Origin of the sequence: uncultured Chloroflexus sp., from assembly GCF_938091255.1 — a bacterium.
Taxonomy (GTDB): Bacteria; Chloroflexota; Chloroflexia; order Chloroflexales; family Chloroflexaceae; genus Chloroflexus.
The window spans coordinates 122,141-147,036 of record NZ_CALLJH010000002.1; the positions used below are offsets into that span (position 1 = coordinate 122,141).

Genomic DNA, 24,896 nt, shown 5'->3' on the forward strand with positions numbered 1-24,896 from the left:
CGGGTGAAACGAAAAAGGCGATGAGAAGTATATCACAAATACGTACCAACCGGCGCAACCTTCCGGCCAGAATTTTAATGAGTATTAATCATAGTTGGTAGCGAAATGACAACTATGTGCCGGCTGACGGCTCGAAACGTAGTTCGACCCGGCCAACCCGAATCGCATCGCCGGGATGGACTTCGGTCGGCTCGGTCACTTCAAAGCCATTCAGGAAGGTGCCGTTGGTGCTATTGAGGTCTTCGAGGATCCAGACGTTACCGCGACGCTTGAGACGCGCATGCTCGCTAGAGAGAAAGGTATCATTCAGCACAATATCACAGTGCGGGCTGCGCCCGATCAAGGTGTCGGGATTAAGGGGAAAGGTCTTGCCAACCGCCACCCCGCTCTGGCCAGAAATCGTCACCACCAACTGACCATAAGGACTCGCAACAGTCGGGGTTATGGCGGGACGAGCTAGATCGCGCCGGATCACCTGCACGACCTGCCAGAGAAAGAAGTACAGCAGAAAGACGACCGCGACTCGCAGTAAGAGCAAGATAATGCCGATCGAGATGCTGGCGATATCGAAAAACATCGGCTAGCCCTCGCGAAAGGTCAACTCAAGCCCACCTAGCGAGACGACATCACCATCGCGCAACGCGCGTTCAGCGATCCGTTCACCATTCACAAACGTACCGTTGGTGCTGCCGAGATCAGACAGCCAAAACTGGCGTTGGCGGTAACGCAACTGGGCATGCTTGCGCGACACTCGCGTATCTTCCAGAATAATATCGTTGTCGAGGCCACGGCCAATCGTCACCATGGTGGTCTCGATCGGCAGCGCCTGTGGTTCGTGGCCGGTATGCAAGAGCAGAAACGCCCCGGATGAGCGGCCAACGCCCCGATCAGCCTGCAAAATCATCGTCATATTTGGCTGGTCGGCTTGGCTATCGCTCATTTCAGCCACCACTTGGATCGAACGGCGCGGCACCGAGGGGTCTTCAGCCAGCACAACCCGCGGCCGGTCAAGCAGGCTAAAGTTGCGTTCAGCAGCCAGCTCACTCAGATAGGTCGCCATCTCTTGTTCGAGCTGCTGGCGCACCGGTTGGAATGCGGCAAAATCTTGCGGATGCAGATAGGCGCGGTAGAAACTCGGCACAATCACCCGCTTGAAACTAAGCTTCTGATTGCTCTCCATTGCCCTTTCAAGCCGGCGGGCAATTTCGATGGGCTGGATCGGGCTGCGGAACATCCGCGCCACTGATCCTTCAACCATCTGCTCCATAAACTGTTCAAAGCGACGTAGGGCAGACATAGCTTCCCCCCGCAGAACATCAGCTTGGCCGCGCCCCAGCGGCAGGCGCGCGCACCGGTTCGCCAAGGTAGATTGGTTCGAGAGTGGTCAGATCGTCGTAACGCTGTTCGAGGTGGCGTTGCCATGCTAGCTCGGCCAAAAAAGCGGGCCGGCGCAGACGAGCGGCGGGCAGCGGCAGCACCGCCTGATCACCTAAACCGCGTCGCAACCCAGCGATTGTAGCAGCGTCCAGATCGCCGCAAAACAACGCCGGCCCGCTCACCTCGGCACACAGCTCGCTGAGGGTCAGATTACGGTCAGGAGCAAGGCGTTCGAGCCGGTCACGCGCAGCAAAAGGCGCGGTCGCATAACGTTCCCGGCCTAACCGGATCAAGGGATAGACAGGCAACGTTGTGGGCACATATTGATACGCCAACGCATCGAGCGTCGGGATACCGATCAACGGGAGATCAGCAGCCAAGGCCATCCCCTTTACCAGACTCAAACCAACCCGCAAGCCGCTCCAGCTCCCCGGCCCCAGCCCCACGGCGAGCACGGTAATATCAGGCGGCGCCGCGCCAGCATAGCGCAACAACGCATCGATCTGCGGCAACAGCTGGGCAGTATGATTCCGCCCTGACTCCCATACGCTTTCGGCGAGCGGGCCATGAGGGCCATAGAGCGCCAGACCGGTGAGGGTGGTAGCGGTATCGATCGCGAGCAACATTAGCCGAACGTTGCCTCCTTAAACATTGCCAGCAGCTCGCGGTAGCGAGCGCCGTGCGGCGCCAACCGCACCCGCCGCTTGGTCTCGCTCACATAACTCAGCGTAATATGCACATGGTCGGGCGGCAATGCCGCTGCCGCTCGTTCAGGCCATTCGATCAGGCACACGCCATTGGTCAGCCAAAGTTCATCAAGGCCAATCGTAGCCAACTCAGTCACGCCGCTAACGCGGTAGAGATCAACGTGATAGATCGGCAACCGGCCATGCGCGGCGTCGGCGCGATACTCATTGATCAGCACAAAGGTGGGGCTGGTCACCGGGCCGTCATACCCCAACCCGCGCGCAATCCCCTTGATCAGATGAGTCTTGCCGGCGCCAAGCGGCCCCGACAACAGCACCACATCGCCGGCGCGCAACAAATGGCCGAGCCGGGCACCGATCCGTTCGGTTTGCACCGGGCTATGGCTGATAAAATCGAGATCGTGCGGCGTTTGCGCCGCCGGTAACAATGATTCGGTCATAGCACTATTCTACCATAGGGGAGGAGACAGACAAGGATAGCAAGACGGGCGGGTTGGCAACCCGCCCGTCCCCGCGATCATCTTTTATCATCCGAGGTCAACTGCCGGGTTAAGACCAGTAGCCGCATTTGTGCTGGCCGGGGGGAGATCAGTGGCAAGCGTCATCGTCGCGTGACGCAACTCTTGGACAGTACGGCGAGCTTCATTGCTAAAGACGCCGTCAACGGCAATTAGCAACCCGCGGGTTAGGCGCCGGAGGAAGAGCATTTCAGCAAAATCTTGCACATCAGCAGCGGTAATGAGCGCGCGGCGCTGAACCAGCACCGCAACCATTTGACCAGATGGTTCGGCCAAGACCAACAAACAGCGCGTCGCACGCAACTGTTCGGCAGTGATAACCTGATAGCCAAGCCGGCGGGCATGGGCGGCGGCTTCACGAGCGACTACATCCATCGTTACCCTCCTCCATTGAGGACACTGGTCTCGCACGCGGGCGACGGGGCGTTACGCTGATGGGGGAGATTCGTGCTCAGTATATCACACTTCACACCGATTGATGCAAGTTCACTTGAGATGATGACGGCTGTCAGTGCAAGGGCGCGGAGCGCCCGAAGCAATCTCTCTTTCGCGCCACCAATGGCTAAAACTGGCCCTTCCCATACTCGCAGGAGCTTCCTTCGCCGCCGGAGGCGGCTCGCCTTGACAGGAGGGGTGTGGAATAGCGCCCTTCAATACGCATTCTCTTGCCGGCCAGTGATGAAGTTAATAATTGTGCGCAAAATGATCTTAATATCGAATAGCAGCGACCAATTTTCCACGTAATAGAGATCGTAGCGGGTGCGTTCTTCGATGCTGGTATCGCCACGCAAGCCATTCACCTGCGCCCAACCGGTCAGACCGGCCTTCTCTTTATGACGGCGCATATAGCGCGGAATCTGCTGGCGGAACTGTTCAACCCAGCGCGCCTGTTCGGGACGGGGGCCAACGATTGACATCTCACCGATCAGAACATTGATCAACTGCGGTAACTCGTCGAGGCTTGTGCGGCGCAACCACCGGCCAACGCGCGTCACCCGCGGATCGTTCTGCACCGTCCATGTACCAAACTGTTCAGCATCGGGGCGCATTGTACGAAACTTAATCATCCAGAACGGCTTGCCATCGAGGCCCACGCGCTCTTGTAAAAAGAAAACCGGGCCACGCGACTCAAGCCTGATAGCGAGCGCGATCAACAGCATCACCGGCGCCGCAAACAACAACACCAACGAGGCCACCACTAGATCGAGGCCACGTTTCAGCGCCCGATTCCACGGATTATCGAGTGCAGCATTCTTGACGCTGACTAGCGGCAAATCGCGCAGATCGCCGATCGAAACCTCATTGTTGGTAATCAGTTGGAAAGTATCAGGGTAGACCTTAATCTCGACCGACTCATCTTCGGCCAACGCAATCACTTCCACCAGATCCTGCGAGGAACGACCCGAGAGGGCGATAATCACCTCATCGGCGCGCGTTGCCCGGATCACGCGGCAAATATGTTCGGTGCGACCGAGCACCGGCAAGCCATCGACAATCTCACCAATCGGGACGGTATCGGAGAGAAAGCCCTGCACGCGATAGCCCAATTCGGGCCGGCGGCGGATGGTATTCCACACCAAGCGACCGGGTTCGCGCGCGCCGACGATCAACACCCGGCGGGTATCAATGTCAAAATAACGACGCAACGCATAAACCAACGCGCGATGCAGGAAGCGGCCAAGCAGACAGACCGCCACTGCCAACCCCCAACCCTGAACGAGAATATCGCGCGTCCATGGCATCTCTTCGCCGCCGAACTCGCCGATGAGGGCATTGATGAAAATGACCAAGACCATCGTAAACGAGACTGCCGTCACCACCTTCACTGCTTCATCAAGGCGTGAGGCGCCGCGTTTCATCTCGTAGAGGCCATGGCTAGCAAACACGATCAGAGCGGTCACGCTGCCAAGCACACTCAGGCGGAGGGGAGTCAGTGGATCGGCAGGCATGCGAAACCCGGCAGCGGCGAGCGAATCGGTGCCGAAGGCATAAGCAAGCTGCGCTGCCAGATTCAGCGCCGCCATATCAAGAACAACTAGCAGCAAGCGTAGCAACGCGCGCCACGAGCGCGGGCGCAGCAACGACCGCACTTTAACTGACGCGGTGCGCGTTGGATGGGAGGAGGAGATTGCGGCCAAGCGCCCACAGCTCCTTTACAGTGATACCCAGCTCGATCAGGCCATTGAGCGGCGCCGGCGTAGTTGCGGCGTAATGTTTGCGATGAAACAGCCGCATCGCATCGTAAAAGGCGCGAATCGACGGGATCGGGCGGCGACTGGAAGCGGCCCGCTTGTAATGGTAGACCGTCACCGCAGGATAATAGACGATCTTCCAGCCATACTGCTTGATCCGGTAGGCCCAATCGAGATCTTCGCCATACATAAAAAACGTCTCGTCGAGCAGGCCAACTTCGCGCACCACCGCTGTGCGCACCATCATGCATGCCCCCACTACCGAATCGACTTCGGTTTCAACATCAGGATCGAGGTAGGTCATGTTGTAGGCGGCAAAACGACGACTGCGCGGGAAGAGGCGGGACAGACCGAACAGGCGGTAGAAAGCGATGGCCGGGGTGGGAAAGCTGCGCCGGCAGGCTAAATCGAGCGAGCCATCGGGCAAGAGCAACTTTGGCCCTACCGCCCCTACCGCCGGATGGTACTCAAGATAATCAACCAAGCCGTCAAGCGCACCCGGCGGCACAATCGTATCGTTATTCAGCAACAGAATATAGACCGGCGGATCGGGCAAGGCCAGTATTTGGCGCAAGGCCAGATTATTGCCGGCGGAAAAGCCACCGTTGACCGGACTTTCAAGCAAATGCACCCACGGAAACCGCTCCCGCACGAGCGCTGCACTGTCATCGGTCGAGGCATTGTCAACCACCCATACCGACAACGTACAACGAGTGGGAGCAGCGGCGATCGAGGCCAAACAATCAGTGAGCAGATCGGCCCGGTTATAGTTGAGAATGACAACGGCAAGACTGGTCATTGCACGCCCGTTCGGTCAGTTTTAGCTTGCTGACGCACCCTCAGTATACCACAAGTCCCTCTTGTTTTATATGCAAGAAGTGAACAAGAGATGTTCAAGGTGCAAGCAACGTGGTTTGAGGCTTTATAATGCAAAATTAAATATCAACACCTCTTGCTTGACAATGCCTGTCAAGCGTATTATACTGGCCGAAAAGGGCGCGATATTTTGCTTATCATTACACGCTGTCAATGTCAGGGCAGTGGACAGGCGCGATGGAGACAGGCGGTCGCCGCGCCAACCGTCAGCAGAGGGAGTCGCTATGAGCAGAGCAAAAGCGAAAGACCCCCGCTTTCCCGATTTTTCGTTCACCGTCGTTGAGGGTGCGCGATCGACGCGGGTACCGGGAGGGCGCACGATCGAGGAAATCGAGCCGGAGTACAAAATCAAAGGGCGCACAACCTTTAGCGCACTCTTCCGCTACGATCCCTTCGATTTCTGGGTAGGTCCGTTCTACGTCGGGTTCTGGGGATTTGTGTCGGTGATCGGCATTATTTTTGGGACGTATTTTTACGTGAATGGCACTATTCTAAATGGCCCCTACTCTATCCCCCAAAACTTCTTTGCTGGGCGACTCGACCCACCGCCAGCCGAAATTGGTCTCGGCTTCGCTATGCCGGGCCAGCAAGGGTTTGAGTGGCAGATGACGGTGCTCTTCGCTACGATCGCCTTCTTCGGCTGGATGATGCGGCAGGTTGACATCAGCATGAAGCTCGATATGGGCTACCATGTACCAATCGCATTCGGCGTCGCCTTTTCAGCGTGGTTAGTGCTGCAAGTTATTCGGCCGATCGCGTTAGGAATGTGGCATGAAGGCTTCGTCCTTGGCGTCATGCCCCACCTTGACTGGGTGTCGAACTTCGGCTACCGCTACAACAACTTTTTCTATAACCCATTCCATGCGATTGGCATTACCGGTCTGTTTGCCTCTACATGGTTACTTGCTTGTCACGGCTCGCTGATCCTGAGCGCAGCACAGTACCGTGGACCAGAAGGCGGTGACATCGAAAACGTCTTCTTCCGCGATGTGCAGTACTATTCAGTCGGTGAGTCGGGTGTCCACCGTCTTGGCTATATCTTCGCCATTGGCGGCATTCTGTCGGCTGATCTCTGCATCTTGCTATCAGGCTGGCCGGTGCAAGACTGGGTGAGTTTCTGGAATTTCTGGAACAACCTCCCCTTCTGGAGCGGCGTCTAGAGAGGAGCGCATTGGTATGGCAACAATCAACATGACGCCGGGCGATCTGGAACTGGGCCGGGATCGCGGTCGCATTGGCAAACCGATTGAGGTTCCTCTGCTCGAGAATTTCGGCTTCGATAGCCAGCTTGGCCCGTTCTACCTTGGCTTTTGGAATACAGTGGCCTATGTCACCGGCGGCATCTTCACCTTCATTTGGCTGGTAGTGATGCTGGCACAGGTGAACTATAATCCGGTGGCGTTTATCAAATACTTTGTCGTGCTGCAGATCGATCCGCCGTCGTCACGCTACGGCCTGAGCTTCCCGCCGCTGAATGAGGGCGGTTGGTGGTTGATCGCTACGTTCTTCCTGACGGTGTCGATTTTCGCGTGGTATATGCATATCTATACCCGCGCCAAGGCGCTCGGTATTAAGCCTTATCTGGCCTATGGTTTCACCGGCGCAATTGCGCTCTATCTGGTGATCTACATTATTCGCCCAATGTGGATGGGTGATTGGTCGGAAGCGCCGGCTCACGGGATCAAAGCTCTGCTCGATTGGACAAACAACGTGAGCGTGCGCTACGGCAATTTCTACTATAACCCGTTCCACATGCTCTCAATCTTCTTCTTACTCGGTTCGACACTCTTGCTGGCAATGCACGCCGGTACGATTTGGGCACTCGAGAAGTATGCTGCCCACGAAGAGTGGGATGAGATTCAGGCGCCCGGTACTGGTACCGAGCGGGCGCAACTCTTCTGGCGCTGGTGTATGGGCTTCAACGCCAATGCCTACTCGATCCACCTGTGGGCTTTCTGGTTTGCGTGGCTGTGTGGTATCACCGGTGCGCTTGGCGTTTTCTTCTCGATGCCCGATTTCGTGAATAACTGGTTCCAGTGGGGTATTGAGGCTGGTATTGCCTATCCGCAGGGTCCAACACCCTTGCCCTAACCTATACACCGCCCACCTTCCTCCAACCCCTCACTTGCTGTGTGGCAGGTGAGGGGTTTTTATGTGACAGCGCGACAGAGGCAAAAACGCGAAGGGAGGATCGCTGTCTTCACTCCTCTCCATACCTCTGCGCGTTGTGGGCTTTTTCAGCGTGGTAAGGCAACTAGATTTTCATCTCTTCACACCTTGGCGCTCGTATTAACAGTTTCAGCCACCCGCTCGACCGGCATCCCCAACGCTAACACCATTGCATTGACCAGTGGTTGCAGCGCCGCTGGTACGGCGGCGCTATCAATAATCCACACTTCATCGCCAACCAGCAACTCAAACGCGAGCACGGGCTGCAAACGGCGAATCAGACCGCCGGCGACGATCCGGTAGGGGCGCAAGCGCAAACCCGTGATCGCGGTGCGATCGATCTGTTGCTCCCGTGGCCGCCCGACCCGGCTGGATTGGCGAATCGTGAAGGTCTCGGCATCGAGCATGATTTCATTGGCGGTGGTGGCAATCGCGTAGCCTCCCACCAAGCGTTGGATCGCCAAGCCGCCAAACAACCCGCCGGCAGCAGCGCTGAGGGCAGCCGTGGCAAAACCGAACTCTTGCAGCGATGCTAACACGCCAGCGAGTAACGCGGCCATGGCAATGGCCATTAATACCCCGCCACCGGCAAAGAGCGGAAGAGCCGCAGCGCGATTCGCCTGCGGGTATGACCGTAAATGCAACCGATCAGGTTCAGCAACAATGACTTGATAGTACGGGGTGAGGCCGAGACGGCGACCGAGGCGTTGACGCAGGGATGATGTCATAGCATTCCACAATGAACGATGAGCAAGGCTTCCTCTCTACGATCCTACCACACTTGCACGAATCGGCAGATCGTGCTATACTCTAAGCGCGATGCGGGAGTGGCTCAGTTGGTAGAGCGACACCTTGCCAAGGTGTAGGTCGCGGGTTCGAATCCCGTCTCCCGCTCCAATCAAGACCGGCGCCGGAGCGCTGGTCTTTTCTATTGTAAGAACCAAACCTATGACTCTGCTCAACGCAACGAATCTCAGCAAATACTACGGCGCTGAGCTGATTTTCCACGATGTCAGCTTCCAAATCGCGCGAGGTGAAAAGGTGGCAATTGTCGGCATGAACGGCACCGGCAAGAGCACCTTGCTGCGCATAATCGCCGGCTATGAGACGCCGGATAGTGGCAGTCTTAGCCTTGCCCGCGGCACCCGCGTCGCCTATCTTGCCCAAGAGACGCGCTTCAGCGACGATCTGACCCTCTGGCAAGAGATGGAAGCGGCGCTGGCCGAGATCCGCGACTGGCGCGCCGAACTGGCCGCCCTTGAGGGCCGGCTGGCCGATACGTCCGCCCCCGATTGGGAAGCAGTAATGGAACACTACGGCGAACTGAGCGCTCGTTTTGAGCATGCCGGCGGCTACGAGATCGAGCATCGCATCGAACGCACGCTGCACGGTCTCGGCTTCCGGCCTGAACAGTTCCACCAGCGCATGGGCCAGTTTTCGGGCGGGCAAAAGACGCGGGCCGCGCTGGCTGCCGCTCTGCTCAGCGACCCCGATTTGCTGCTGCTCGACGAGCCGACCAACCATCTCGATATGCAGGCGCTCGAATGGCTCGAACAGTTCTTGCGCAATTGGGATGGCACCCTGATCGTGGTCTCGCACGACCGCTACTTCCTCGAGCGGGTGACGAAACGCACGCTAGAGATCAGCTTTAACCGGCTGGAGGATTACCCCGGCAGCTATGAAAAGTATTTGGCGCTCAAGGCCGAGCGGATGGAACGGCGGCTGAAAGAGTACCAAGCCCAGCAAGCGTTCATCGCCCGCACTGAAGAGTTCATCCGGCGCTACAAGGCCGGCCAGCGCGCACGCGAGGCCAAAGGGCGCGAAAAACGGTTAGAGCGGCTCAAACGCGAGCAGTTGCTCGACCGTCCAAAAGAGGCGGCCAAACTGCGCGTTGCGCTCGACAGCCAATTGCGGTCGGGGGAGCTAGTCTTGCGGCTCGATGGGTTGGTGGTTGGCTATCACGGGCCGCACGGCGACGGCAAGCCGCTGTTGCGGGCCGATGACTTGACCATCCGGCGCGGCGAGCGGGTCGGGTTGCTCGGACCAAACGGCTGCGGCAAGACCACCCTGCTCCGCACGCTAATCGGGCAATTGCCGCCGCTGCAAGGCGTGGCCCGCTTTGGCCACGAAGTGCGGGTGGGTTACTACGCGCAAGGCCATGACGTGCTGGAATGGAACAATACCGTGCTGGAAGAGGTGCTGCGGGTAGCGCCAAGTCTTGGTGAGGGGCCGGCGCGCAACCTGCTTGCCCGTTTTCTCTTTACCGGCGACGATGTGTTCAAGCGCATCGCCGACCTCAGCGGCGGCGAGCGATCGCGAGTGGCACTGGCCCAACTGACGCTGCTGCCGGGTAATCTGCTCTTGCTCGATGAGCCGACCAACCACCTCGATATTGATGCGCGCGAGGCGCTCGAAGCGGTGTTGAAAGAGTACACCGGTTCGATCTTGTTTGTCTCGCACGACCGCTACTTTATCGACACACTGGCCGATAAGTTGTGGATTGTCGAGCAAGGCCGGATCAAGCAGTTCGCCGGCAACTACAGCGAGTATATGGCCGCCCAGAGCGCCGCGCCGCCTACACCAGCGCCTAAAACCGCCGAGCCGAAGGCCGCGCCGGCCAAACCGGCCCGACCCGACGACACCGAGCGGGCCAAGCAGCGCCGGCTAGCCGCTTTAGAAGCCGAAGTGACCGCGCTTGAACAAGACCTTGCTCGCCTGAGTAGCGAACTCGACGCGGCCAGTCAAGCGCGAGACGTATCCCGGCTAACGGCGCTAGGAGCGCAGTACGCCGAACTCGAACGGTTGCTGGCGGAAAAATACGCCCAATGGGAGCAACTAGCGGCGTGAGCAGGAAGGGTGAACCGCTCAGAGAGGTCTATGATCTACCACGATTACGCCCCGATCTACCATGCCGCCGGGCAAGCCGCTTTTGGCACGGCGCTGGCGCAGATCATCCTTGCCCACCTGCCGGTGCTGCCGCAGCGCACGCTTGATCTCGCCTGTGGCACCGGCGCAGCGGCGTTAGTGCTGGCGGCTGCCGGCGCAACAGTCGTGGGAGTTGACAGTTCACCGGCTATGCTGGCCATCGCCCGCGAGCAGGCACACCAGCGCAGGTTGGCGATCGAATGGATCGAGGCTGACATCCGCGCATTGCCGGACGACCCGCGGTTGCCGCCGGGCAGTTTCGACCTCTGCACCAGCCTCTTTGACAGCCTTAACCATCTCACCGATGATGATGATCTAGCCAAGGTCTGCCGGGCAGTAGGCCGATTGCTGCGTCCCGGTGGGCAATTCATCTTCGACCTCAACACCCTCGCCGGTTTTCGCACGTGGCATGAATACGATCAGGTGCTCTTCGACGGGCGCGATCTGCTCGTTGTCAACCGACTGCACTTCGATGAGCACCAGCAACGTGCGTATGGCCGGTTCGTCTGGTTTCAGCGGCGCGGGGAGCGGTGGTGGCGCGGGGAAGAGACCCACTGCGAACGGCCATGGAGTGACGCTCAGATCGCCGCAGCACTCGCTGCCGGTGGATTACGTTTGGTTATGCGCCTCACCCCGCAATGGACGCCGGCAACAGAGGATGCGCCGCGGGTGGTGTATATCAGCGAGAAGTATGCTGAGTAAGATCAGAACACCCCTGACTCGCCACACCAAAACCTGAACAAGCAAGCATAGAGCATCTGCGCTCGGATGATCGGACAAGTATCGGCTCGCACTTTGTGATAGTAGCCGTGATCCAAACGGTTATCCCTTTACCCATGCGTTAGGGTTACCAACAACTACTTATCGGACGAATAAAGGTCATTGCTCTAACGAAACACAATCATACTTGTTAGCAGACTGAGAGAGAACATGGTACTGTTTAACCCACACAAAAATAAAAAAGACTACGTAGGAGCAGTAGAATGAGCAATGCATCAACTAGACTACCCTCTCTCTACCGTATTATTCAAGAAGCGATAGCGCCAGATGTCCCACCGTTCACAGCAACGAAAACGACGTTAGTTGATCTTAGTCACACCTTAGAAGACTGTGTGCTACGCAACAAATTACCAAGCGTCATCTTCACCGGATTTCAAGAGAGCAGCCACTGGCGGAAAGAAACACAACGCTACCTTGAATTAGCCCACATTGCCAGTTCAATCTGCATTTTTGCCGGTGGCACTCCACCCATACCCGAAGAAAAACATATCGCCGTCACCCTCGAACCAAGTGATCCGCTCAGACAAGAATGGTTTGTTCTCGTGTTAACTGAATATTTTTGTGCAGTTCTTTGTGGGCTTGACAATCAAATAGCGGTGGATAACGAAGGTGATCGCACATTTGAAACCATTCTTACGTTCCAGCCGGAAGTTGTTGAGAAAGTTATCGATATACTGATGACGACCGTTGAACGTTATCGACCTGATCGAGCAGCCGAACTCCGCCAAGCACGGCAGAACTTTCCACCTCGCTCGCCGCAAGGCCCCTACCTCACCCAAATTGTAGGTGCGCTAATGGAACACATGCAACGGCGCTACAATCAGCAGCGTCAACTACTGATTGAGCTACAGCAGCTCAACGAACGGCAACGCACATTAGAAGAAACCATCGCGCAACTAGGAGTGCCAGTAATACCACTGCTTAAAGGCGTTCTTCTCTTACCCCTCATTGGCAGTATTGACTCACAACGTGCTCAACGAATAATGGAACAGCTCCTGACCGGCATTGCCGAGCAAGCGGCTGATGTTGCGATTATCGACATTACCGGCGTGCCAATTGTTGACACAGCAGTCACAAATTACCTACTGCAAGCGATCCGTGCTGCCCGCCTGCTTGGAGCACAGATCATCCTTACCGGCATTCATGCATCAGTGGCGCAGACGATGGTCAATCTTGGCATTGATCTCGCCGACGTCACCACCAAGAACAACCTTCGGGAAGGGATAGAGGCAGCGCTTGGGGTACTGGGGCTTGAAATTTGCCGCAAACGGAAGAGTGGCACGACATCTGGTGAAGTGTAGGAAGGGGCGACAGACTTGTCGCCCCTGATCATGAAACGGAAGGGTGAAACGCCATCTACTGAGTCGTAGGAAGGAGCAACCAATCGGTCGTCCCTGATCACTCATCGTACAATTGCAGCAACTCACGCCACTCACCGGTCAACTCATCGCGGCGAGCAGCGTAGTAGACGTGAGTCACTCCCTGCTCGTCAACATAGACCAAATCGACCTGCGAGCGCATCGGGCGCAGATACCCAATATTGCCCCACCAGCGCACCTTTTCTTGGTCGAGCGGCATATCTTGGTGGTACATGCGAGCCGCATACTCGCGCACCGTGCCGGGTTCGATGTCTTGCAAGCGCCATGGTGCGCTGCTGACATCACCAGTGCGCAAATTACGGAAGACGTACAGCCACTCACCCTCTTCATTGCGCGTGGCGCTCACGACCTCGATGCCGGTGCGAGGGCGAGCGACCCGGATTAGCGCCAGCCATGCGTCAGAGAGCTTCTCGCGGGGCACATTGTTATACTCTTGCACCGCGCCACTCTCTTTATCCTTCATCACCAGATCGAAGCGGGGCTGGCCATCGTTATCGAGCGAAATTCGCACCAAACCACCTCGGCCGCGCCAGCGGATGCGGCGTTCACCCCACGTCTCGATTTCAGACGGCGGCGGCGGCGCTTCCACCGTCTCTTCCTGATCGAAATCGGCGGTATCGGTCTCGACGCGAGTACCGGCCTCGGTGAGCAGGCTCATCCACGCTTCACCCAGCCCCCAATCGCTCACGCCGTAGAAGATATGGTCGATCACACCATTCTGGTCGCGATGCACCAGATCGTACTTCACGCGCGAACCCTGCCGGTAGGCGCGCCAGAGGCCAAGCCGGCCACGCCAGCGCACTTGGCTGTGCAAATCGATCCGGCCATCGCGCAAATCTTCGTGACGGCCAATCGCATAAGCCCACAACCCCTGCGCGCGGTCGCGAGTCACGCCGGCAGTCGTGCGCAGATCGCGCACCTCGTAAACCCACGTCCCACCGCGGCGCTGACTGCCGACAATTTCGACGCCAGAGCGGGGCAATTCGAGCGTCTCGCCATTCTCGAGTGGCGACGGCTCACCAGCGGCAATCGCCTGCCGGCAAAGCTGGATAATCTCGCTGCGGTTAGCGGCCACCGTCTCGCTATCGCGGCGGACATACACCGTGCCGTTGCTGCCAACATACGGCGGCGGCTCATGCGCCTTCACCTCGACCCGGATCACATCACGGCCTTCATAGTGCATCAGCTCGAATGACAAATAGGGGGCAGGGATTAGATTATCCACCACACTCTGGCGCAGTGCCTCGGTAATCTGGTCAGGCCGTTCCACCCCGATCACCTTGCCGCCGGGATCGCAGCCCACGATCAGCACCCCGCCGCCGATATTCGCCAACGCCGCCACATCGGGCCAGAGCGCCGCCGCTGCGGATGGATCGGCCACCGCGCGCAGCAATTGGCGATCAGTGCTACCGCTGAAACGGGCAACATCGAGCGACCACTGCTTCTGATCGCGCTTGGGCACGCGCACCCGGTCAAAGTCTTGGCTAGAAAAGAGCGCCTTGAGCGCCTCGAAACTACGATCAGGCAAGAGCGCCTCGAAATAGCGATCGCCGATGCCGTGGCGATGAGTCGCTTGTGCGTCAGCCTCGGCCAAGCGGCGCAGACGATGGGCATCACTGCCTTGGATGCAGAACATGCGGCGCTCATAGTGCTCGGTCTTGCCGTTGTAGAAGCCGGGCGAAGTGAACTTCTCGTGATCGGTGTAGAAATTGATAAATTCTAGCGCGTGGAGGTAGGGGCTTTGCGTCACCGCCACCCGCGCTTGACCGCTTGTACCCATGCGCAAGGTCTCGGTAATCACGCCATTAGGGCCATTGGCATGGGCAGCGATCACAATACCGCCGGCGCGATGAATAATCTCGTAGGCTTCGGTGACATGGCGGGTATTGGCCACACTACACACCCCACCCTTCAGCAACTCGGCGGGAATGCCGAGTTGGAGCAGGGTAGCCTCAATCAGACTCAGCGGACGGTTGGGCGGAAAAATGCCGATAATGTGAGCGCCAAAATGGGACGTAAATTCAAAGCCGGGCAATACCATAATCTTGTCGAGCAACCGGCGGTACTCGGCCAACCGCGCCTCTTCCTCACTAGTGAGCCGCCCTGCCTTTTCGAGCGTGGTTAGAAACTCAATTTCGCGTTGGAACTGCTCGTAGCCGGCGACGGTATTGTGATCGGTAAAGGCAATGATTTCAAGACCGCGCCGCTCAGCTTCCTGTAGTATATCAAGGTAAGAAACGTTTGGTTCGGCGTAATCCTCAGACGCAGGCGTGTGTAGATGCAAATCAACCCGGATCCAGCGCATCCCGTTGCGCGCTTCTCCCATTGTATTCATATCATGAAAGCCTTAGATATTCAGATCTTTTTTAGCCATGTTTTTCTGTCTTTTTTGTTTTTATCTTGTCGTTTCTTGTCATCAAACGATAGGAAGCTCCTCCTTCCTAACGACAGAGTGAGCCGACTATGCCGGCTCATAGACACACTTTTCACCATGTACTGATAGTATACCAGATCAACACGGAGTTGATTGCACAAACCGCTGCTCGCACAACCAAGCCCGGCAATGCACCAGCTTGCCCAAGAGCGGCAAAGGCCGATCACGCTCACCAGTGCGATGACGCACCCGTTGCTTGAAACCAGCACAGCCAGCCCGTGACCGCCGAGCTTGCCCAACAATCTGTTGCTGTCATCTGTCTGGCTGCAAACTTGATTCAAAGCCATTGTCAACGTTTAATCAATATCAAAAATATTCATGGTTAGAACTAGCATGATGTCAAAGTATTTGCTATAATGCAATCAACGTCGGATACGACATTGAGGTAAAGCATTTGCACGCCGAGCCGAGATCGTGGTTGTAACGTGGCCCGGCCAGCAAAGGGCAGTCACAGCGCACGATCCAAACTCGACTAGTGAGCCATCATCTCACTAGCTCCTTTAGAGGAGCGAGCAGTCAATGGCCGGCGAGCCGATCAGCGTTGCGATAGTGCTCGCCCCATGTCGCACCGGCCAAGTGAGGTTGAAATGGTGGGCAGTAGAGCTGTGCTGCCCCAAGATCAGGCTGTGTCAACGACGACGCAGCAGATCGCCAGAGCAAGCAACGATGCCGTGCTACAGTGTGAGACAGCGGTAGGTGGTAAGCATCTAGCATGCGCTGTACCCTTGCCTGTCCTCACAATGCGATGATGCGTACTTCCATTTTTCAGCGGAAGCGACAGCCGCATAACCCTACCGCTCGCTGGCGGTTGCAGCGCCCGGCGCTGCGAGCAGCTTGCTGCCGATGACCTTTGCCGAGCGCTGTCATCGCGGCAGGAAAGAGGAGAGTCCTATGTCCCATTCAAGTGGATTCGGCCTGCAGCAGACGCGCACCATCATCAGTGAGCTAGAACAGTTTTTGGCCGATTTGAAACAGGAAGATGGATTGAGCGAAAACACCATCACCTCGTACCGTTGCGATTTGCGCACAGCGGGAACCGTCTTGAGCAAAGATCTTACGGCCATTACCGCGAGCGACATCCAACACTTTCTGGCTAGCCGGAAAGAGCAGCCGGGCACCACCAACCGGCGGATTGCGAGTCTGGGCCGGTTTTTCCGCTGGGCATTCGCGCGTGGGTATGTGACTCACAATCCGGTCGAGCAGATCAACAGCCGGATTCCGACTGAACACCATCCGCAACCGATTGCCAACGAGACCGAACTGCGCGCACTTGATCAGGCCATCGCCGCAGCGCCGCAACCTTACCGGCTGATCTTCACGCTGCTGCGCGAGATCGGCATTCGCACCGACGAGGTGCTCAATCTCAACCTCGGTGATGTCATTCTTGAGCCGGGGCGCGAGATGCTGCTGGTGCGCGATAGCAAGAGCGGGAATAAGCGGATGATTGCGCTAACCCCTGACGCGATGCCGCGTTCGTTGCGCGGGTTGCGCAGTTGGGTGCGCGAGATGGAGCATTTACCGCCTGATACACCGCTCTTCCGGTCGTCGCGCGGCACACGCGCATCGTACGATACGCTGCACCGACGCTGGGTGGCGGTGTGCAAGGCAGCCCGGCTGATGGATATCGTTGATGGGCGCGAGCAGCCGCGTTACACGCTACACCACCTGCGCCACACCGCCGCTGCCGAACTGATTACCTTCTACCCAGAGCAGGTAGTACGCCGGATTCTGGGCCATCGCGATCCGCGCTCAACCCGCCGCTACACCGAGCTGGTGCGCAACCAGCCCCGAACCGCCGAACGGACGGCCCATCTGCACCCGTCTCCCCGGCGCGAGGCGATGTGAGGTTATGACAACGGTGCGATAAGGAAGGCGCGGATTGCCGCGTATGTTGGGCCATACCCCGGCCCGCGCAGCATATTATGATTCGTGCCGGGAATAAGCTGCATCCGAACGAGACCCGGCGGCGCCGCAGCCCGTAATTCGGCTTGCACCGCCGGCGGTACTATCGTGTACGCCGGTTCGGCCAGCAAGATCAGCAACGGCACCTGCACCTGCCCAATCCGCGGCGCCAGCGTCCAGTCATCCGGGATGAGGAACAAGCCGGCCACTTGCTCATAGCGGCACTCGGCTAACGCCTGCGCCTTCCAATGATAGTCACACGGATGCCAATCAGGGTTTGTCTCACGTAGCATCGGCAAGGTCGCTTCCGGTGGCTCACCCACTCCTCGGCTAAACTGGGGCAGCCACGACGGCGCCACCGCCGCTTCTTGCCGGATCAGCGGGTCGATCAGCACAGCCCGCTGCACGGCTGCCCGCGCCGGATGGTCACGGCTTAACAAGGCAAGCGTTGTTGCCCCACCCCACGAATGACCAACCATCACTACGTCGCTTAACCCCAACGTCACGATCAGATCACCCACAATGCCGGCCACCGTATCAATATCGTAGGCCGGGCTGAGATCACTCTGGCCGTGGCCGGGCATATCAATCGCGATCACCCGCCAGCCCTCGGCAGCCAGATCCTCCCCCAACCGCCACATCGTAACAGCGCTGCTGGTGATACCGTGGCAAAGCAGGGCCGTAGGGCCGGCGTTGGGCCATTCGAGAAAACTGACCCGGCCATGGCCGAGTTGGGCAACATGGCGTAGGGCGTTGATATGGCATGGTTCGGTCATTGGCTTGCTCCCTCTGGCGCAACAGCGACGAAATCGGCCAGCACCGCCTTGAGTGCCGCTAATGACGATTCCTGAATGTACATCATGTGGCCAGCAGGGTAGAAGCTCTCGCTGATCTGGCTGCGCAACGCCGGATCGAGGGCGAGATGGTTGAGCGTATAGCGAGTAGCGAAGTAGGGCGTTGCCAGATCGTAATAGCCGCTGGCGACATGCACCCGCAGCGCCGGGTTACGGTGCATGGCCCGCCGCAACGTCTCGGCGACATCAACGTAGCGATTTTGGTGATCGTTGAAACTCCACGGCCACACTCGCTCGGTGAGGATTTCGTAGGGCAGATCGCTGCTAAAACCCAACTGCTCGCGCACGTAATGATTGAGTGCGGCAGTATAAGGGCCGGTAATCGCCGCAAGGCTCGGGTCGAACTCGACCGTCTCGCCTGCCGCGTCGCGGTCGCGGCCGATAAACCGGCTGTCGAGCCGGCCCACCGTGCGGTGCTGATCGCGTAGCAATTCCTTCACAAACCGGTCGTCGCGAATCCGCAAGCGCGAGCGGGTAATATAGTCGTAGTTGAGGCCGGTGTAGCGGGCTAATTGAATGGCGATGCGATCAAAGGTGTCCGGATCGAGCTGATCGCCTTGCAACAAGGCCAGCGCATAGTCGCCGAGCGCAAACGCTTCAGCAGCGCGCAGAGTCGCGACCAAATCGCGCTGCAATGCTGGTTCGAGCCGGTAGTGGTAGAAGGCAGTGGCGGTGTAGGCCGGCAAAAAGAGCATGTACGGCAAATCGTTGCCGTGATCGAACGAGAGGGTCTGAAAGTGCAACACCGCTGAGATCAGCATCAGGCCATTGAGGTAGAGGCCGTGCCGTTCTTGCAGATAGCCGGCCAAGCCGGCGGCCCGGGTGGTGCCATAACTCTCGCCGGCCAGATACTTGGGTGATAGCCAGCGCCCGTAACGGCTGGTGTACAGCCGGATAAAATCGCCCACCGACTCGATATCTTTGCGGAAATCGTGAAACTGCTTGGCAGACTCGCCAGCAACGGGACGGCTATAGCCGGTGCTGACCGGATCGATAAAGACCAGATCGCTGACATCGAGCAACGAGTACGGGTTAGGCGCGAGACGTCCGGGAGGTGGCAACGGCCTCCCCTCTTCGTTCATCAGCACCCGCTGCGGGCCAAGTAAGCCGAGGTGCAGCCACACCGACGACGAGCCGGGACCGCCGTTGAAGGCAAAGGTAATCGGGCGCCGGCTATAATCGCTCACATCATCGCGGGTATAAGCGACGAAGAAGATACCGGCTCGCGCCTGCTCACCGGCGCTGACGCCATCCTTCTCCGCCTCCTCCTTCATAATGATCACGCCGGCGGTGGCCGTATACGCGATCTCAACGCCATTGATCACCACCGTATGCTGGGTCTGCACAAGCTGATCGGCGGGTGGCGACGCCGGGGCAGTAGGTTGCGTTGTTGTCATGCGATATGCCGTCCGCTATCATCCCACACCAATTCGGCGCGCCCAATGCGCACCAGATCACCATCTTGGACGCCAGCCGCGATCAGGGCCTCGTTAATGCCGCTCGCTTCCAGCACGCGCTGAATCCGGTCGAGCGCCTCATCTTGGTCGAGATTACTCATCGCGATCAGGCGCTCAATCTTGACCCCGCGCACCCGGAATGCATCGCCTTCGCGCTCGATGGTAAAGGCATTTTCATCAACCGGCGGCAACGGCCACTCGAGCGGCGGCTCATCGGGATCAACCGGATCGCGCTGGGGCGGCGGATCGGCGCGCAACAGCTCGGCCACCCGCTGCAAGAGCGGTTCGATACCGGCGCCGGTTGCTGCCGAAATCACAAACAGATCCTCTGGCGCCACTGGCAGGCGGGCACGCAAGATAGGCACGTTTTCCTGCGCCGCAGGCAGATCGGCCTTATTGAGCGCCACCACCTGCTTGCGCTGGGCCAATTCAGGCTGGTACAGGCGCAGTTCGGTATTGATCTGCTCGTAGTCATCCCACGGCGCACGGCCATCGACACCAGCGGCATCGATGATATGAATGAGCAAGCGTGTACGCTCGACATGGCGGAGAAAATCGTGACCAAGACCGACGCCAGCATGCGCCCCTTCGATCAAACCGGGAATATCGGCCACTACAAACCGCTGCAACCCAACCTCGACAATACCGAGATTGGGGGTAAGAGTGGTAAACGGGTAGGCGGCAATCTTGGGTCGAGCGGCGCTGATGACTGAAAGCAGGGTTGATTTGCCGGCGTTTGGAAAGCCAACCAACCCCACATCAGCCAGCATCTTCAGCTCGAGCTCCAGCGTCAGTTCTTGGCCGGGTTCGCCCAACTCAGCCAGCCGCGGCGCTTGGCGGGTAGGCGTAGCAAAATGGATATTCCCCAAGCCGCCGCGCCCACCGCGCGCAGCAAGCAGCCGCTGGCCGGGCCGGGCAAGATCAACGGTGTAAGGTACGCCATTGATCGTGGCCCGCACCACCGTACCGGGAGGCACCGGTACATAGACATCGGCGCCATTGCGGCCATGCATCGCATTTTTGCCGCCATGGCCGCCATTCTCGGCGATAAACTTGCGCTGATAGCGAAAATGCAGCAGAGTATTGTATTCAGGGTCGGCGACGAGGTAAACATGGCCGCCGCGCCCGCCATCGCCGCCATTGGGGCCGCCACGTGGCACATACTTCTCGCGGCGGAAGGTTGCCGCCCCGTTGCCGCCATTGCCGGCTCGCACCACGATGGTTGCCTGATCAAAAAAATCGGTGGTCATACGCAAACAGCACGAGGGCGCGGATCAACGCGCCCCGTTTCTTTTTAGCAACAATGTCACGGATACGGTTATTTTCGTGATGCTCCCTCTTCAGGCAGTAATCGCGCTAGCGAAGGGGGCTGCGTTGACGCATGGAGGGATCATGCGCCGCATTTCCCTCTGCGCTGCACGCAATCACAAGGGAGTGAGCGCACCGTTACCGGTACAACCCAAGAAATTGGACAACAAAGCTATGCTCGGGCTTGCCTTACCGGAAGCTGCGCGACATAAGCAGTGGATTGCCGCTATCAGAAAACGTTTGCGACCCTATCACAACAGGGCAGCAGCTAAACTGCCACACTTCATAGAGTAGCATCTACGTTGAGAGTTCACCGCAACCAGTGAACACGTGAATGTACTCAATTTTCGCCAAACCCACCGCTACGCTTTGGTTTCGCCCTCGGTTTTGGCGTCATTGCGCGGCTCTTCGTCACCCTTTACCGCCTTGCGAAACTCGCGGATGCTGCTGCCGAGCGCGCCGCCGAGGCCAGCCAGCTTGCCAGCGCCAAAGATCGCAATCACGATCACGAGGATAATTAACAATTCACCCCAACCAAGACCGCCAATCATACTCGCACTCCTTCCTCGTGCAACCGGCGCGCACCAGCGATGCGCGTCCCTCATCATTATACCCTAGTGTAAAGGTGTGTCAACGCAAAGGGTAACGTTGCGGCGGCAACACCCCTACCTCGCCACCGCTTCCCGATAGGCCGCCAGTGTCTTGGCAGCGGTATCCGCCCACGAAAAGCGGCGAGCATGGACCAAACCGCGTTGGCGCAACTCGGCACGGAGATCGGCGTCAACCAACACGCGCCGGATCGCCTCGGCCAGCGCGATCGGATCGGTAGGCGCGACCATCAACCCCGCCTCACCGACCACTTCAGGTAGGCTCGAGGTATTGGAAGTAATCACCGGCGTGCCGCAGGCCATCGCCTCAAGCGGCGGCATCCCAAACCCCTCATAGATCGAAGGAAAGACGAAGACGGTCGCCGCCGCGTACCAGAGCGGCAACTCCTCTTCAGGAATATAGCCGGCAAACTTCACCCGATCGCGCAGATTCAACTGTTCCAGCCGGACGAAGATCGGCTCATACATCCAGCCCTTGCCGCCACCGATCAACAACGGCACATCAGGCACGCTCCGGCTCACCAATGCGAACGCCTCCAGCAGTGTGGTCAGATTCTTGCGCGGCTCCAGCGTACCGACATAAAGCACAAACCGCTCAGGCAAGCCATACCGTGCGCGCAACTGCTCGATGGCCGCCGGCGCCGGTGGGCGAAAATGGCTGCGGGCAGCGTTCGGCGTCACGATCACCCGCTCTGGCGGAATGCCGAGCAGACCAACCACCTCGCGCTTGGTGTGTTCGGAAACCGCCAAAATCCGGCTCGCGCGGCGGGCGCTCAGCCGGGTCGCCAGATCGAGATAGATGCGATTGTAGGCGCGAAAGGTCTGCGGAAAGCGGATAAAGGCCAGATCGTGGATCGTAATTACCGTTGGCACCGGGCTGAGCAGCGGGGCCACGTTGAGACAGCCATGGTAGAGATCAGCCGTCCCGCGCAACATCAGCGGCGCAATCCCCTGTTCCCAAGGAATCCGCACCCGCGGATTGATCGTCGGCAAACGGGACGGCTTCACTACAAAATTGGCCGGCAGACCCAACGCCGCCTGATCAAGGCCGCGAGTGGTATACACGGTATAGTGATTGGTGGGATCGATCTGCGCCAAATGGAGCAATACCTGCTCGATATAGTGCGAAACACCGGCCCGGCGAAACGAACGGGTATGAGCAAGGAGATGGGCATTAACAGCAATGCGCATAGCAACACATCTTACGGCGTCGCGGCGGTCACGGTATCGTAGCGATGGTGGGGTACCAACCCCCAATCGCTGAAAGGAAAATAGATCAGCCACGCCTGCCCGACCACCCGATCGAGCGGCAGCGCATCCCATTCCCGCGAATCGGAGCTATTGCCGCGATTGTCTCCCATCACAAAGATCGAACCGGACGGCACAGTGATCGGCCCCCGCGCGCAGGGATAGCCGCCGAGACAGTAGGTAAACGCGCCGCGCAGGTACGGCTCGTCGAGCAGCTCGCCATTGACATAGACCCGACCCTCGCGGAATTCGAGCACATCGCCGGGCAAACCGATTACGCGCTTGATATAATCTTTCCGTACATCACGCGGATACTCAAAGACGACAATATCACCACGTTGCGGCGGTCGGAAGGGGTAGACCACGCGTGGCGGCAAATCGGCCTGACCGGGAAGCAGGCGCAGCGGCGCATTCAGGTCAAAGTGAAAATAGATCAGCTTATTGACCAGAATATACTGGCCTGTATGAAGCGTTGGCTCCATACTTGAGCCTTCGATCTTAAAATTCTGCACTACGCCGCGCACGATCAGAAAGATGAGCAGAATAAAGATCGCTGTCTCAAGCAATTCGCGCACCACATAGCGTAACGGCGCACGCGGATGGCGCACCGGCTCAACCTCAAGGGAAGTAGCCAATGGATCTGGTGACGAATGACTGTCGCTCATAGCACCGTTTTGCGTGCTCTATGCTACACTACAGGATAGAGCGCAACATGAGAATGGCGTGCGGAGGGAAGGTTTCCCTCCGCAGTCGTTGGCATTATACTCGAACACGGGGCAAATTGCCAACCCATACCTATAGATAAAGTGTAGATAAAGGCGTGACAAGCCGCAAACAACGCAAAACCGGGAAGGTCTTGAGGAGCGATTATGACGCGCTGGGTGACAGGCGGCGGGCTTGCTGCTCTGCCAGCCGACAGATCGCGTTGGTACAAGCATCCCTGCTGTAGGATGAGCCGGTTCACCCTCACCCCCAGCCCTTCTCCTACCAACGCGGGAGAGGGGAGCGCGGAGGCGAGCGTCGAGGCATCGCCCAGCAATCAACGGTTATACTTTATCAAATGTTCTGACTACGCCCCTCTCCGCGAGGGGGAAGAGCAAGCATAGGCATTCGTTTGGCACTCGCACATCTTGATTGAAGATAGAAGAAAGCTGAGATTATGTCATCGCTGGCCACCTTAGCACAGCCGCTTGGCGAGGGAAGCTTTCAGTGTCTGGCCTGCCATTGGAGATGCACACTGGCGCCGGGAGAGGTAGGACGCTGCCAGATGCGGGTCGGGAGTACAGATGGCATCAAGCTGCTCAATCATGGCTTGATTAGCGGCGCCGCCATTGGCCCAATCGAAGATCATCGCCTTTGGCACTTCTTCCCTGACACCACGGCGCTAGCTATCGGCGGCTGGGGCTATGCATTGCCGGTTGATCAACAGCGCGGCTCATACGGCGCGTTGCCCACTGATCCGGCCAAACAACGACGGCTTGATCCGCAACGCGCAGCCGACTTCGCCCTCGAACGGCTCTGTCGCGGCGTGGTGTGGGCGTTTGGCGAGCCAGCGGTGAACTTTGAATACCTGCTCGCGTTGCTGCAACTGAGCCGCGCTGTCAGCCGCTATACCGCTATTGTCACCAGCGGCATGCTGAGTAGCGAGGCGCTGAGCGAGTTAGGGCCGTACCTGCACGGCATCAGCCTCGATCTGCGCGGCTTTTCCGATAATGCCTACCACCGGCTAGGCGGGATCAGCGACTGGCGGCAGATTTTGCGTTTCGCCGAAGAGGCGCAACAACGCTGGCAGTGCCATATCGAAGTAACGACCCGCATCCACCACGGCGTTAACGATCATCCCGATGAGCTACGTGAGATGGTCAATTGGATCAAGACCACGCTCGGCGAGGACACGCCGTGGCACGTTTTGCCGGGTGATGCCGGCAGTGAAACTGCCGCCGCAACCATGCGCGCGCGCCGCATCGGGCACGAAAGCGGTTTGCAGTTTATCTATGGGCCGGAACCTAACCAGCCAACGCGCTGCCCAGTATGCCAAGCAACCTTGATTAGCCGGCAGAACGGGGTAAGCCGGAAGGTCGGGCTAGAAGGCAACCGCTGCACGAGTTGCGGTTATGCAGCGAATGTGTATCTGTCGATTTTTAAGGTACATCGTGGATGAC

23 protein-coding genes and 1 tRNA gene are annotated in these 24,896 nt (G+C 58.3%); 8 read left to right on the forward strand and 16 right to left on the reverse strand.

What is annotated here, in order from left to right:
- Positions 1-112: 112 nt before the first annotated feature.
- The 7 genes from Q1A00_RS00940 to Q1A00_RS00970 form a co-directional block, all read right to left on the reverse strand.
- Positions 113-577: an FHA domain-containing protein gene (locus Q1A00_RS00940; RefSeq protein WP_298404536.1), complete on the reverse strand. Its 465-nt coding sequence runs from the start codon at positions 575-577 to the stop codon at positions 113-115.
- Positions 578-580: 3 nt separating this feature from the next.
- Positions 581-1,297: a DUF3662 and FHA domain-containing protein gene (locus Q1A00_RS00945; RefSeq protein WP_298404539.1), complete on the reverse strand. Its 717-nt coding sequence runs from the start codon at positions 1,295-1,297 to the stop codon at positions 581-583.
- Positions 1,298-1,316: 19 nt separating this feature from the next.
- Positions 1,317-2,003, reverse strand: coding sequence for a tRNA (adenosine(37)-N6)-threonylcarbamoyltransferase complex dimerization subunit type 1 TsaB (gene tsaB / locus Q1A00_RS00950; RefSeq protein WP_298404541.1), 687 nt, complete (start codon positions 2,001-2,003; stop codon positions 1,317-1,319).
- Positions 2,003-2,524: a tRNA (adenosine(37)-N6)-threonylcarbamoyltransferase complex ATPase subunit type 1 TsaE gene (gene tsaE / locus Q1A00_RS00955; protein WP_298404544.1), complete on the reverse strand. Its 522-nt coding sequence runs from the start codon at positions 2,522-2,524 to the stop codon at positions 2,003-2,005. The genes tsaB and tsaE overlap by 1 nt, the downstream gene beginning before the upstream one ends.
- Before the next feature lie 87 nt (positions 2,525-2,611).
- The gene (locus Q1A00_RS00960; protein ID WP_298404546.1) at positions 2,612-2,977 is read right to left on the reverse strand and encodes a hypothetical protein; all 366 of its coding nucleotides are present in this window, start codon (positions 2,975-2,977) and stop codon (positions 2,612-2,614) included.
- Between the two features lie 275 nt (positions 2,978-3,252).
- A complete protein-coding gene (locus tag Q1A00_RS00965) occupies positions 3,253-4,740 on the reverse strand; it encodes an undecaprenyl-phosphate glucose phosphotransferase (protein ID WP_298404548.1) in 1,488 nt (495 codons plus the stop codon).
- Positions 4,694-5,593 (reverse strand): glycosyltransferase family 2 protein, encoded by a 900-nt coding sequence (locus Q1A00_RS00970; RefSeq protein WP_298404550.1) that lies wholly within the window; start codon positions 5,591-5,593, stop codon positions 4,694-4,696. The genes Q1A00_RS00965 and Q1A00_RS00970 overlap by 47 nt, the downstream gene beginning before the upstream one ends.
- A 301-nt stretch (positions 5,594-5,894) precedes the next feature.
- Here Q1A00_RS00970 and Q1A00_RS00975 point away from each other — a divergent pair, with 301 nt between their 5' ends.
- Positions 5,895-6,830, forward strand: a complete 936-nt coding sequence (locus Q1A00_RS00975; protein ID WP_298404552.1) for a photosynthetic reaction center subunit L — start codon at positions 5,895-5,897, stop codon at positions 6,828-6,830.
- Between the two features lie 16 nt (positions 6,831-6,846).
- The gene (pufM, locus tag Q1A00_RS00980) at positions 6,847-7,761 is read left to right on the forward strand and encodes a photosynthetic reaction center subunit M (protein WP_298404554.1); all 915 of its coding nucleotides are present in this window, start codon (positions 6,847-6,849) and stop codon (positions 7,759-7,761) included.
- Between the two features lie 179 nt (positions 7,762-7,940).
- Here pufM and Q1A00_RS00985 read toward each other — a convergent pair whose 3' ends face one another.
- Complete coding sequence (locus Q1A00_RS00985; protein WP_298404556.1) at positions 7,941-8,567, reverse strand: hypothetical protein; 627 nt, start codon at positions 8,565-8,567, stop codon at positions 7,941-7,943.
- Between the two features lie 93 nt (positions 8,568-8,660).
- Between Q1A00_RS00985 and Q1A00_RS00990 the strand changes: the two genes are divergently transcribed.
- The 4 genes from Q1A00_RS00990 to Q1A00_RS01005 all read left to right on the forward strand — a co-directional run bounded on the left by Q1A00_RS00990 (position 8,661) and on the right by Q1A00_RS01005 (position 12,845).
- Positions 8,661-8,736, forward strand: a tRNA-Gly gene (locus Q1A00_RS00990).
- A 51-nt stretch (positions 8,737-8,787) separates the two neighbouring features.
- Positions 8,788-10,686, forward strand: a complete 1,899-nt coding sequence (locus Q1A00_RS00995) for an ABC-F family ATP-binding cassette domain-containing protein (protein ID WP_298404557.1) — start codon at positions 8,788-8,790, stop codon at positions 10,684-10,686.
- 30 nt (positions 10,687-10,716) lie between these two features.
- Complete coding sequence (locus tag Q1A00_RS01000) at positions 10,717-11,466, forward strand: class I SAM-dependent methyltransferase (protein WP_298404558.1); 750 nt, start codon at positions 10,717-10,719, stop codon at positions 11,464-11,466.
- Between the two features lie 281 nt (positions 11,467-11,747).
- On the forward strand, positions 11,748-12,845 hold the full coding sequence (locus tag Q1A00_RS01005) for a DICT sensory domain-containing protein (RefSeq protein WP_298404559.1): 1,098 nt from the start codon (positions 11,748-11,750) through the stop codon (positions 12,843-12,845).
- Positions 12,846-12,942: 97 nt separating this feature from the next.
- On the opposite strand, the gene Q1A00_RS01010 is transcribed toward Q1A00_RS01005, so the two are convergent.
- On the reverse strand, positions 12,943-15,258 hold the full coding sequence (locus tag Q1A00_RS01010; protein WP_298404561.1) for an RNA-binding domain-containing protein: 2,316 nt from the start codon (positions 15,256-15,258) through the stop codon (positions 12,943-12,945).
- A gap of 20 nt (positions 15,259-15,278) precedes the next feature.
- Positions 15,279-15,644 carry a hypothetical protein gene (locus tag Q1A00_RS01015; RefSeq protein ID WP_299643708.1) on the reverse strand — a complete coding sequence of 122 codons (366 nt, stop codon included), beginning with the start codon at positions 15,642-15,644 and terminating at the stop codon, positions 15,279-15,281.
- Between the two features lie 604 nt (positions 15,645-16,248).
- On the opposite strand from Q1A00_RS01015, the gene Q1A00_RS01020 reads away from it, so the two are divergent.
- Positions 16,249-17,202, forward strand: coding sequence for a tyrosine-type recombinase/integrase (locus tag Q1A00_RS01020; protein ID WP_298404564.1), 954 nt, complete (start codon positions 16,249-16,251; stop codon positions 17,200-17,202).
- 2 nt (positions 17,203-17,204) lie between these two features.
- Here the strand turns inward: Q1A00_RS01020 and Q1A00_RS01025 are convergent, their stop codons facing one another.
- From Q1A00_RS01025 to lepB, 6 genes are all read right to left on the reverse strand, one after another.
- Positions 17,205-18,035 (reverse strand): alpha/beta fold hydrolase, encoded by an 831-nt coding sequence (locus Q1A00_RS01025; protein WP_298404566.1) that lies wholly within the window; start codon positions 18,033-18,035, stop codon positions 17,205-17,207.
- Positions 18,032-19,510 carry a peptidase S10 gene (locus Q1A00_RS01030; RefSeq protein ID WP_299643701.1) on the reverse strand — a complete coding sequence of 493 codons (1,479 nt, stop codon included), beginning with the start codon at positions 19,508-19,510 and terminating at the stop codon, positions 18,032-18,034. Before Q1A00_RS01030 ends, Q1A00_RS01025 begins: the two co-directional genes overlap by 4 nt.
- Positions 19,507-20,826, reverse strand: a complete 1,320-nt coding sequence (gene obgE, locus Q1A00_RS01035; RefSeq protein ID WP_298404571.1) for a GTPase ObgE — start codon at positions 20,824-20,826, stop codon at positions 19,507-19,509. Before obgE ends, Q1A00_RS01030 begins: the two co-directional genes overlap by 4 nt.
- A gap of 414 nt (positions 20,827-21,240) precedes the next feature.
- Complete coding sequence (gene tatA / locus Q1A00_RS01040; RefSeq protein WP_066791399.1) at positions 21,241-21,429, reverse strand: twin-arginine translocase TatA/TatE family subunit; 189 nt, start codon at positions 21,427-21,429, stop codon at positions 21,241-21,243.
- Positions 21,430-21,543: 114 nt separating this feature from the next.
- Positions 21,544-22,677, reverse strand: coding sequence for a glycosyltransferase family 1 protein (locus Q1A00_RS01045; protein WP_298404572.1), 1,134 nt, complete (start codon positions 22,675-22,677; stop codon positions 21,544-21,546).
- An 11-nt stretch (positions 22,678-22,688) separates the two neighbouring features.
- Positions 22,689-23,399: a signal peptidase I gene (gene lepB / locus Q1A00_RS01050; protein WP_298404574.1), complete on the reverse strand. Its 711-nt coding sequence runs from the start codon at positions 23,397-23,399 to the stop codon at positions 22,689-22,691.
- Between the two features lie 494 nt (positions 23,400-23,893).
- Between lepB and Q1A00_RS01055 the strand changes: the two genes are divergently transcribed.
- Positions 23,894-24,895, forward strand: coding sequence for a radical SAM protein (locus Q1A00_RS01055; protein WP_298404576.1), 1,002 nt, complete (start codon positions 23,894-23,896; stop codon positions 24,893-24,895).
- Position 24,896 lies beyond the last annotated feature (1 nt).